Here is a 10325-nt window from a genome sequence, read left to right as displayed (position 1 = left end):
GCCGGAAGTGGGGCGAATTATAGACACCTGAAATCTGCCGTCAAGCGTTGATTTGGTTTTTCTATCAATAACTTACGAAAGGCAAGAAAACAGCGCTCCTGCACACACAAAACCCGCGCCTTCTATATAGAAGGCGCCTTCAGAGCACACCTGCGTCCTTCAACGCAGCCACCACACCCGCATCCAGCCCCAGCACTCGCTGCAGCACTTCCAGCGTATGCTCACCCAACAATGGCGGCGCTTGGCGGTACTCCACCGGCGTTTCGGACAAACGAATAGGACTTGCTACCTGAGGCACCATGCCAGCCAGCGCATGCGGCAATTCAATAGCCAGCCCTCGCGCCTTGACCTGCGGATCGGCAAACATTTGCGCCAGATCGTTGATCGGCCCGCAGGGCACGCCAGCCCGTTCGAGCTCAGCCACCCACTCAGCGGTAGTTTTGAACACCGTCGCCTGGCGGATCAGTGGAATCAGCACCGCTCGGTTGGCCACCCGCTGCTTGTTGGTTGCGAAACGAGGATCGTCTGCCCACTGGGGTTGCCCAGCCACTTCAGCGAACTTTCGGAACTGTCCGTCATTGCCCACGGTGAGGATGAAGTCGCCGTCAGCAGTAGGAAAGTCCTGATAAGGCACGATGTTCGGATGCGCATTGCCCAGGCGCTTCGGCGCATTACCCGTTGTCAGGTAATTCATCGCCTGGTTAGCCAGGCACGCCACCTGAACATCGAGCAGCGCCATATCGATATGCTGTCCGCCACCATCATGATCGCGATGCGCAAGCGCTGCGAGGATTGCCACGGTCGAATAGAGCCCTGTCAGGATGTCCGTCAGCGCAACGCCCACTTTAACCGGCCCGGCGCCTTCCTCACCCTCAGGTCGACCCGTCAGACTCATGAGCCCGCCGAGCCCCTGGATCATGAAGTCGTAGCCAGCGCGCTTGGCATACGGCCCGGTCTGACCAAACCCGGTAATCGAGCAATAGATCAGATTCGGGTTAATCGACCTTAGTGCTTCGTAGTCCAGCCCATAAGCGGCCAGACCACCCACCTTGAAGTTCTCGATCAGGATGTCTGATTTGGCCGCCAGATCACGCACCAGCTTCTGACCTTCAGGGCGCGTGAAGTCGATGGTGACCGACTGCTTGTTGCGATTGGCCGACAGATAATAAGCGGCCTCGCTGGTGTTCTCGCCATAAGCGTCCTTAAGGAAGGGCGGCCCCCAGGCGCGCGTGTCGTCACCGTTGCCAGGGCGCTCGACCTTGATCACTTCGGCGCCAAGGTCGGCGAGGATCTGCCCGGCCCACGGCCCGGCCAATACCCGCGACAAATCCAGTACCCGTAGATGTGAAAGCGCGCCCATGGTCGTTCTCCTATTAATAGAACGCCTGGATGCCGGTCTGCGCGCGACCAAGAATCAGCGCGTGGACGTCGTGTGTACCTTCATAGGTATTCACCACTTCCAGGTTGACCAGGTGACGAGCAACGCCGAACTCATCAGAGATACCGTTGCCACCCAACATGTCACGGGCCATGCGCGCAATGTCCAGCGACTTGCCGCAGGAGTTACGCTTCATCATCGAAGTGATTTCGACTGCCGCAGTACCTTCGTCCTTCATACGACCCAAGCGCAGGCAGCCCTGCAACGCCATGGTGATTTCGGTCTGCATGTCGGCCAGCTTCTTCTGGATCAGCTGAGTCGCAGCCAACGGGCGACCGAACTGCTGACGATCCAGCGTGTATTGGCGAGCGGTGTGCCAGCAGAACTCGGCAGCACCCAGCGCACCCCAGGAAATACCGTACCGAGCGGAGTTCAGACAGGTGAACGGTCCTTTCAAGCCTCGGACATCCGGAAAAATGTTCTCTTCCGGCACGAATACGTTGTCCATCACGATTTCACCGGTGATCGATGCACGCAGGCCGACCTTGCCGTGAATAGCCGGTGCGCTAAGGCCCTTCCAGCCTTTCTCCAGAACGAATCCGCGGATATCACCCGCATCGTCCTTGCCCCAAACGACAAAAACGTCAGCGATCGGGCTGTTGGTGATCCACATCTTGCTACCGGTCAAGCTGTAGCCGCCTTCCACTTTACGCGCACGAGTAATCATCGCGCCCGGGTCGGAACCGTGGTTAGGCTCCGTCAGTCCGAAGCAACCGATCCATTCGCCGGAAGCCAGTTTCGGCAGGTATTTCTGCTTTTGAGCTTCGGTACCGAATTCGTTGATCGGCACCATCACCAGCGAGGATTGCACACTCATCATCGAGCGGTAGCCCGAATCGACACGCTCGACTTCACGGGCAATCAGGCCATAGCTGACGTAGTTCAGGCCGCTGCCGCCGTATTGCTCAGGAATGGTGGCACCCAACAGGCCCACCTCCCCCATCTCGCGAAAGATCGCCGGATCGGTCTTTTCATGGCGGAAAGCTTCGAGAACCCGCGGCGCGAGCTTCTGCTGAGCGAACTGCGCAGCGGTGTCGCGAATCATGCGCTCTTCTTCGGTGAGCTGTTGATCCAGCAGCAGGGGATCGATCCAGTTGAAGCTAGCTTTACCGGCCATGAGTGTGTCCTCTCGAAACAGGTCAAATAACGTGGACTGATCCTAGGCTGGGTTCGGCGTCACGGCAAACGAGGATTTCGCATACTGTTGTGCTAATTTCTCACTCCGAAACGTCGCGCAATGCATTTGAGGCGATGTATTAGTGAGGTGGACGTACATGCGTAGAAAGATACCCAGCACAACCGCCCTGATAAGCTTTGAAGCGGCAGCGCGACACGAAAGCTTTACCAAAGCAGCCGAGGAGCTTTCGCTGACCCAAGGTGCAATCTGTCGACAGATCGCCAGCCTGGAAGAGTTCCTGAATGTGGAACTCTTTCGACGCTCACGGCGCGGTGTAAAGCTGACTGAAGCCGGGCTTTCCTACAGCCGTCGGGTTGCCACTCAACTCGACGCAGTCGAGCGCGACACTTTGTCGGTGATGGGCCAGCAGGGCGCCAACGTAATCGAGCTGGCCGTGGTACCGACTTTCGGCACCCAGTGGTTACTGCCGCGACTCAAAGACTTCCAACACAAACATCCCGAAGTGACGGTCAACCTGACCAACCGGACGCGGCCCTTCCTGTTTGCCGACACGGACTTCGATGCCGCGATTTACTTTGGCGACGCGGATTGGTCGGGTACGGAATCCCACCGCTTGATGGGCGAAAATCCCATGCCCGTTTGCAGCCCCGGCCTACTCGGAAAGAAAACCGTCCTTTCCCCCGAAGAAATCGCAGAACTCCCACTCCTGCAGCAAACCACCCGGCCGTATGCCTGGCGTCAGTGGTTCAACTCCCAGCATCTGAACATCCCTCGAGACATGACAGGCCCGCGCTACGAGCTATTCTCAATGCTCGCCCAGGCGGCGATGCACGACATGGGCATTGCATTGATTCCGCCATTCCTGATTCAACGCGAATTGACAGAGAAACGCCTGGTCATCGCCAACCCTCAGGCGCTCTCCAGTATCAAGGCGTATTACTTGATGATTCCTGAGCGAAAGGTCGAATCGGCATCTTTAAGGGCTTTTCGAGATTGGCTGGTCACGCAGGCGCACAGCTATAGCCTAGAAGAATAAAGGCCCGGCCCGCTTTGTTGACCTCGTAGTCAGCTATTCAAAAACCCTACAGATATACGGATATGTCGCTTAAACACAAACTGTTTGGCAAAGCAGTACAAACGTCCCACAAGCGCCTGAAGACGCGGCTTTGCGCCACTATTGAGGGCCGATGCCGCATCATTCATACGGCCGATGTCCAATTTCTTGAATTTGCGCCAAAATCCTTACAAGGCACGGCCTGCAAGGGATTGAGCCGGTTGGTTGCGACATTCGGTCACGGGGTGACTTGTAGTTAATTTTCCGTCACCCGTCATAATCCCTTGAAGGGCACAAAGTTCGCCTGCAAAATGCCGCGCCCCGTCCTGATTTGGCGGGGTCGTGCTGATCGGCCGCCCCAGCCGCACCATCCGTAGTGCATGGGTTTACTCAATAAGATCACGCAGGAGATTTGACGTGCACATTGGTGTTCCTCTCGAAACCCAGACCGGTGAAACACGGGTTGCTGCAACCCCGGAAACCATCAAGAAGCTGATCGGCCAAGGTCATAAGGTCACTGTACAAAGCGGCGCCGGCATTAACGCCAGTGTTGTCGACAGTGCCTATGAAGCAGCGGGCGCAAGCATTGGCAGCGCCAGCGATGTGTTTGGCGCAGAGCTGATTCTTAAGGTAGTCGCCCCCAGCGACAGCGAACTCGCACTGATCAAGAGCGGCACCATTGTGGTGGGCATGCTCAATCCGTTCAGCAACGAAACCATCGCCAAGATGGCCGAATGCGGCATTACCGCATTCGCACTGGAAGCCGCGCCCCGCACGTCCCGCGCTCAGAGCCTGGATGTGCTGTCATCGCAAGCCAACATTGCCGGCTACAAGGCGGTGTTGCTGGCAGCTCATTACTATCCGCGCTTCATGCCAATGCTGATGACCGCTGCCGGCACCGTGAAAGCGGCGCGCGTTCTGATTCTCGGTGCCGGTGTGGCCGGGTTGCAGGCGATTGCCACGGCAAAACGCCTGGGAGCAGTGATCGAGGCGTCTGACGTGCGTCCTGCAGTCAAGGAGCAGATCGAATCTCTCGGCGCCAAGTTCGTCGACGTGCCTTACGAGACCGATGAAGAGCGCGAATGCGCCGTTGGTGTCGGCGGTTACGCACGCCCCATGCCCGCCAGCTGGATGCAGCGCCAGGCCGCAGCCGTGCACGAACGCGCCAAACAGGCTGACATCGTTATCACCACAGCGCTGATTCCGGGACGCAAGGCACCGACGCTGCTGAGCGCGGAAACCGTGGCACAGATGAAACCGGGTTCGGTGGTCGTCGACCTTGCGGCAGCTCAGGGCGGTAACTGCCCGCTGACCGTAGCCGATCAGGTGGTGGTCGAAAATGGCGTGACCATTGTCGGCCCTACCAACCTGGCCGGCGCGGTGGCAGCCGACGCTTCGGCGCTGTACGCGCGCAACCTGCTGGACTTCATGAAACTGTTGTTCGATAAAGAAGGACAACTGGTGATCAACCTCGAAGACGATATCGTCGCCGCGTGCCTGATGTGCCGCGACGGCCAGATCGTGCGCAAGAACGGCTGAGGATAAAAACAATGGAAGACATGCTGATCTCTGACGGTATCTACAACCTGATCATCTTCGTGCTGGCGATTTATGTCGGTTATCACGTGGTCTGGAACGTGACACCTGCGCTTCACACGCCCCTGATGGCGGTGACCAACGCTATCTCGGCAATTGTGATCGTCGGCGCCATGCTCGCTGCCGCGTTGACCGTCACGCCCCTGGGCAAAACCATGGGCACCCTGGCCGTAGCCCTGGCGGCGGTCAATGTGTTCGGTGGCTTCCTGGTCACCCGTCGCATGCTGGAAATGTTCAAGAAAAAAGCGGCGCCAGCAAAAGCTCCGGCAGCCAAGGCCGAAGCAGTCAAGGCTGAGGTGCAGCAAGCATGAGCATGAACCTCGTTACTTCCCTGTACCTGATCGCCTCGGTCTGCTTCATCCAGGCGCTCAAGGGTCTCTCGCATCCAACGACCTCGCGTCGCGGCAACCTGTTCGGCATGCTCGGCATGGGTCTGGCAGTCCTGACGACGGTCGGCCTGATCTACAAATTGGGATCCGAACTGGCCCACGACGGCATCGTCTACGTGATCGTCGGCCTGTTGATCGGCGGTACCGCCGGTTCAATCATGGCCAAACGCGTTGAAATGACCAAAATGCCTGAGCTGGTCGCTTTCATGCACAGCATGATTGGCCTGGCAGCGGTGTTCATTGCCATTGCGGCGGTGGTCGAACCTCAATCGCTGGGCATCGTCAAGCAACTCGGCGACGCCATTCCGGCAGGTAACCGCCTGGAGCTGTTCCTGGGCGCGGCCATTGGTGCAATCACTTTCTCCGGCTCGGTGATCGCGTTCGGCAAACTGTCGGGCAAGTACAAGTTCCGCCTGTTCCAGGGCGCACCGGTACAGTTCAGCGGTCAGCACAAACTGAACCTGCTGTTGGGTGTAGCCACGCTGGCACTGGGCGTGACCTACATGCTGACGGGCAACCTGACTGCCTTCGCCGTGATGCTGGCTCTGGCCTTCGTCATGGGTGTGCTGATCATCATCCCGATCGGTGGCGCCGACATGCCGGTAGTGGTGTCGATGCTCAACAGCTATTCCGGCTGGGCAGCGGCGGGCATTGGTTTCTCGCTGAACAACTCGATGCTGATCATCGCCGGTTCGCTGGTGGGCTCAAGCGGTGCGATCCTCTCGTACATCATGTGCAAGGCGATGAACCGCTCCTTCTTTAATGTATTGCTCGGCGGTTTCGGCAATACAGCCGATGCAGGTCCTGCAGGCGCGAAGGAAGCCCGCCCGGTGAAATCCGGTTCGGCTGATGACGCGACCTTCCTGCTGACCAACGCCGACACCGTGATCATCGTCCCGGGCTACGGCCTGGCGGTAGCGCGGGCGCAGCATGCATTGAAGGAACTGACCGAGAAGCTGACCCACCGCGGCGTGACCGTGAAGTACGCGATCCACCCGGTTGCAGGTCGTATGCCGGGCCACATGAACGTGTTGCTGGCCGAGGCCGAAGTGCCTTACGACCAGGTGTTCGAGATGGAAGACATCAACTCCGAGTTCGGCCAGGCAGACGTGGTGCTGGTACTCGGCGCGAACGACGTGGTCAACCCGGCCGCCAAGAACGATCCGAAATCGCCGATTGCCGGCATGCCGATTCTCGAAGCGTTCAAGGCCAAGACCATCATCGTCAACAAGCGCTCGATGGCCAGCGGCTATGCCGGTCTGGACAACGAACTGTTCTACCTGGACAAGACCATGATGGTGTTCGGCGACGCCAAGAAAGTCATCGAAGACATGGTTAAAGCCGTCGAATAAATCTCTCGGCACGACTGAAACGCCCCGACTCGTCGGGGCGTTTTTGTTTGTGCAAAGCGTCGGACAATCGACGTCTTTGTTACCGATCCGGTAACGGTGTTTTGCTTGAAAGCCCCGAAATAGACGCCTCGTTTGCGACCTTGGTAGCGGGACAGCGGCTAGCGAAATTAACTAGACTGCGCATCCTGATACCCGTTGCCCGAGATAACAATCCATGTACCGTGACCGTATTCGCCTGCCATCGTTGTTGGACAAAGTGATGAGCGCTGCCGACGCCGCCGCTCTGATTCAGGACGGCATGACCGTTGGCATGAGCGGCTTCACCCGCGCCGGCGAAGCCAAGGCCGTACCCCACGCACTGGCGGAGCGAGCCAAGGTCACGCCGCTGAAGATCAGCCTGATGACCGGCGCCAGTCTGGGCAACGACCTCGACAAGCAACTCACCGAAGCCGGCGTGCTGTCACGCCGCATGCCGTTCCAGGTGGACAGCACCTTGCGCAAGGCGATTAACGCAGGCGAGGTGATGTTCATCGATCAACACCTTTCGGAAACCGTCGAGCAACTGCGCAATCAACAGCTCAAGTTGCCAGATATCGCGGTGATCGAAGCCGTGGCCATCACCGAGCAAGGCCATATCGTGCCGACTACATCGGTGGGTAACTCGGCCAGCTTCGCGATTTTCGCCAAACACGTGATCGTCGAGATCAACCTGGCACACAACCCGAATCTCGAAGGTCTGCACGACATCTATATTCCGACCTATCGTCCGACCCGCACGCCGATCCCACTGGTCAAGGTCGACGATCGCATTGGCAGCAGCGCAATCCCGATCCCGCCGGAAAAGATTGTGGCGATCGTCATCACCCAGCAACCGGACTCACCATCCACCGTGCTGCCACCCGACGCCGACACCCAAGCCATTGCCGATCACTTGATCGACTTCTTCAAGCAGGAAGTGGACGCCGGGCGCATGACCAATAAGCTCGGGCCGCTGCAGGCCGGGATCGGTACCATCGCCAACTCGGTGATGTGCGGCCTGATCGACTCGCCTTTCGAAGACCTGACGATGTATTCCGAAGTGCTGCAGGACTCGACGTTCGACCTGATCGACGCGGGCAAGCTGAGCTTTGCTTCGGGAAGCTCCATCACCCTCTCCAGCCGCCGCAATGCTGACGTGTTCGGCAACCTGGAGCGCTACAAGGACAAACTGGTGCTGCGCCCTCAGGAGATCTCCAATCACCCCGAAGTGGTACGTCGCCTCGGGATCATCGGTATCAACACGGCGCTTGAGTTCGACATCTATGGCAACGTCAACTCCACCCACGTCTGCGGCACGCGGATGATGAATGGGATTGGCGGTTCGGGTGACTTTGCACGCAATGCGCACCTGGCGATCTTCGTGACCAAGTCGATTGCCAAGGGCGGCGCGATTTCCAGCGTGGTGCCGATGGTCAGCCATGTCGACCACACCGAGCATGACGTCGACATCCTGGTCACCGAAATCGGTTTGGCCGATCTGCGCGGCCTGGCGCCCCGCGAGCGGGCGCGGGTGATCATCGACAACTGCGTACACCCGGATTACCGCCAGGCCCTCAGCGATTATTTTGAAAAGGCTTGCGCAGTGGGCGGACATACCCCGCATATCCTGCGTGATGCCCTGAGCTGGCACATGAACCTGGAAGAAACCGGGCGAATGATCGCCAGTTAATTGGTACAGATTGCCGCTGACGCAAACACAGTTTCGTCAGCGGGCAATTGCAAGACGCTTTACTTACAAAAACTGTACTGCTGTACCGGTCTTTTCCTACAGCTATAGCCTACTCATCAAGTCTTAATGGCCGAAAATGCACCATAATGGCGCAGACAAGTACAGTTGCCTCAATTTAGACCAGTACACCGCCTATAAACAGTTAACTGAGCCCTCACAATACAGATGAACTGTATCTACAGTGGCTAGGCAAGAGAGAGGATCATGGGCACCAGTTAAACCACTACCTAATCCCGCCACAAGCGGAAGGATGTCAATCATGGAACGTACACTCAGTTCCGAACTGTTCTTCGAAGACACTGCTGCAAAAACCCAGGCTTCCATGCCTCTGCGCGTTATCGCCAACCTGATGCTGTGGCAGCGCCGCATCTCCAGCCGCCATCAACTGGCTCGTCTGGATTCGCGTCTGCTGGCTGATGCCGGGATTAGCGAAGCACAACGCTACGAAGAGCTGAGCAAGCCGTTCTGGCGCTAAGTTAGCGTCGCTGGCCCTGACCTGATGGTCCATCGCCAGCAACCCGAATTGAAAAAACGAAACCCGTCGTGGGAAACCACGACGGGTTTCGTCGTTTTGGAGCCAGAATTTCGGCCATCTGATTCAAATAGGTACAGTTTTAAGTATTGATATTCTAACCAGTACAATTTTGGCATTTCACGTCTTCAGAGAACCTGATCAGCGTCACGCAAATCAGCCAATATCCCGGCCCGAACAAACGACACTGTGCGAATCGTTGCGCACAGGCCTAATATCAAACCAATAAGTGGCGAATGCCAAGCGTCTGGCGTCAGACTCCGCACAGAGCGCCACCTTAAAATTGCCCATCAAAAGGAGTTACACCATGTCCCGTCTTCGTCTGCTTAGCGCTGCAGCCCTGCTTGCCGTGGCTGCCAATTCCCACGCCACCAGCTTCATCGTGACCACCGATGCCGTCGTTGGTGCACTCAAGGCCACATCGGACGCGACCTCCGACGTCACGTCTTCTTTTAGAGACGACAAAATTGTACTCGCGGCCCGTGACGACGCTGCCAGCTTCGTTGCCAGTGAAGGCGCCATCCGTGGCGTAAAACTGGAAAGCGCTCTCGACCACATTCGCCATCAGGCGCCACAACTCAACGCGACAGACGCACAACTGGCACAGGCGATCCTGACGATCTAAGCGACTGCTTTGAAGAGGGACACGTCAGACGTGTCCCGATATTTCGACGCTGGCTCTAGACCGGGCCTTGCGCTAGCCTTGAGACTCACTTTCAACTGTCGAGTCTCATGCGTTTTTTTTCATATCTGTTAATCCCTTCACTGTTTTTTGCGGCCACCTACTCAGGCGCGGCCCAGGCTTTCGATGCCTTCAACCTGTCCACGCAAGGCACCGTAGCCAGCGGTTACGCCACAAGCATGGTGACCTCCGCGCCCTTCGACCATAAACTGCTGCTCGCCGCCCGGGATGATGCCGCGGCGTTCATCGCCAGTGATGGCCAACTCAGAGGCGCACAACTGGAATCGGCCCTGTCTTACCTGCGCCGGACCCAGCCAAAACTTCATGCAAGCGACCTTGAACTGGCACAGGCAATTCTCGTCCAATAGTTATCCCA

10 protein-coding genes are annotated in these 10325 nt (G+C 57.7%); 8 read left to right on the top strand and 2 right to left on the bottom strand.

From position 1 onward, the window contains the following. Positions 1 to 139: 139 nt before the first annotated feature. Positions 140 to 1360 carry a CaiB/BaiF CoA-transferase family protein gene (locus D8U73_RS16630; RefSeq protein WP_056854491.1) on the bottom strand — a complete coding sequence of 407 codons (1221 nt, stop codon included), beginning with the start codon at positions 1358 to 1360 and terminating at the stop codon, positions 140 to 142. A gap of 13 nt (positions 1361 to 1373) precedes the next feature. Continuing rightward, the gene (locus D8U73_RS16625) at positions 1374 to 2555 is read right to left on the bottom strand and encodes an acyl-CoA dehydrogenase (protein WP_130905144.1); all 1182 of its coding nucleotides are present in this window, start codon (positions 2553 to 2555) and stop codon (positions 1374 to 1376) included. Positions 2556 to 2712: 157 nt separating this feature from the next. On the opposite strand from D8U73_RS16625, the gene D8U73_RS16620 reads away from it, so the two are divergent. From D8U73_RS16620 to D8U73_RS16585, 8 genes are all read left to right on the top strand, one after another. Beyond that, positions 2713 to 3612 carry a LysR family transcriptional regulator gene (locus tag D8U73_RS16620; protein WP_130905143.1) on the top strand — a complete coding sequence of 300 codons (900 nt, stop codon included), beginning with the start codon at positions 2713 to 2715 and terminating at the stop codon, positions 3610 to 3612. A 435-nt stretch (positions 3613 to 4047) separates the two neighbouring features. Beyond that, positions 4048 to 5169, top strand: coding sequence for a Re/Si-specific NAD(P)(+) transhydrogenase subunit alpha (locus tag D8U73_RS16615; RefSeq protein ID WP_056854489.1), 1122 nt, complete (start codon positions 4048 to 4050; stop codon positions 5167 to 5169). Positions 5170 to 5180: 11 nt separating this feature from the next. Then, positions 5181 to 5537: an NAD(P) transhydrogenase subunit alpha gene (locus D8U73_RS16610; protein WP_056854488.1), complete on the top strand. Its 357-nt coding sequence runs from the start codon at positions 5181 to 5183 to the stop codon at positions 5535 to 5537. After that, a complete protein-coding gene (locus tag D8U73_RS16605) occupies positions 5534 to 6967 on the top strand; it encodes an NAD(P)(+) transhydrogenase (Re/Si-specific) subunit beta (RefSeq protein ID WP_056854487.1) in 1434 nt (477 codons plus the stop codon). Before D8U73_RS16610 ends, D8U73_RS16605 begins: the two co-directional genes overlap by 4 nt. 214 nt (positions 6968 to 7181) lie before the next feature. After that, entirely contained in the window at positions 7182 to 8675 is a 1494-nt protein-coding gene (locus D8U73_RS16600) for an acetyl-CoA hydrolase/transferase family protein (RefSeq protein ID WP_056854486.1), read from the top strand. Positions 8676 to 8994: 319 nt separating this feature from the next. After that, positions 8995 to 9210, top strand: a complete 216-nt coding sequence (locus D8U73_RS16595; protein ID WP_007902752.1) for a DUF1127 domain-containing protein — start codon at positions 8995 to 8997, stop codon at positions 9208 to 9210. A gap of 364 nt (positions 9211 to 9574) precedes the next feature. Next, on the top strand, positions 9575 to 9892 hold the full coding sequence (locus tag D8U73_RS16590) for a DUF2388 domain-containing protein (RefSeq protein WP_056854485.1): 318 nt from the start codon (positions 9575 to 9577) through the stop codon (positions 9890 to 9892). Positions 9893 to 9999: 107 nt separating this feature from the next. After that, on the top strand, positions 10000 to 10317 hold the full coding sequence (locus D8U73_RS16585; RefSeq protein WP_056854484.1) for a DUF2388 domain-containing protein: 318 nt from the start codon (positions 10000 to 10002) through the stop codon (positions 10315 to 10317). Positions 10318 to 10325: the final 8 nt, after the last annotated feature.

The sequence above is a fragment of the Pseudomonas sp. Sample_22 genome, from assembly GCF_004307635.1.
In the GTDB taxonomy this organism is placed as follows: domain Bacteria; phylum Pseudomonadota; class Gammaproteobacteria; order Pseudomonadales; family Pseudomonadaceae; genus Aquipseudomonas.
This window is presented reverse-complemented; position numbering and strand designations above follow the sequence as displayed.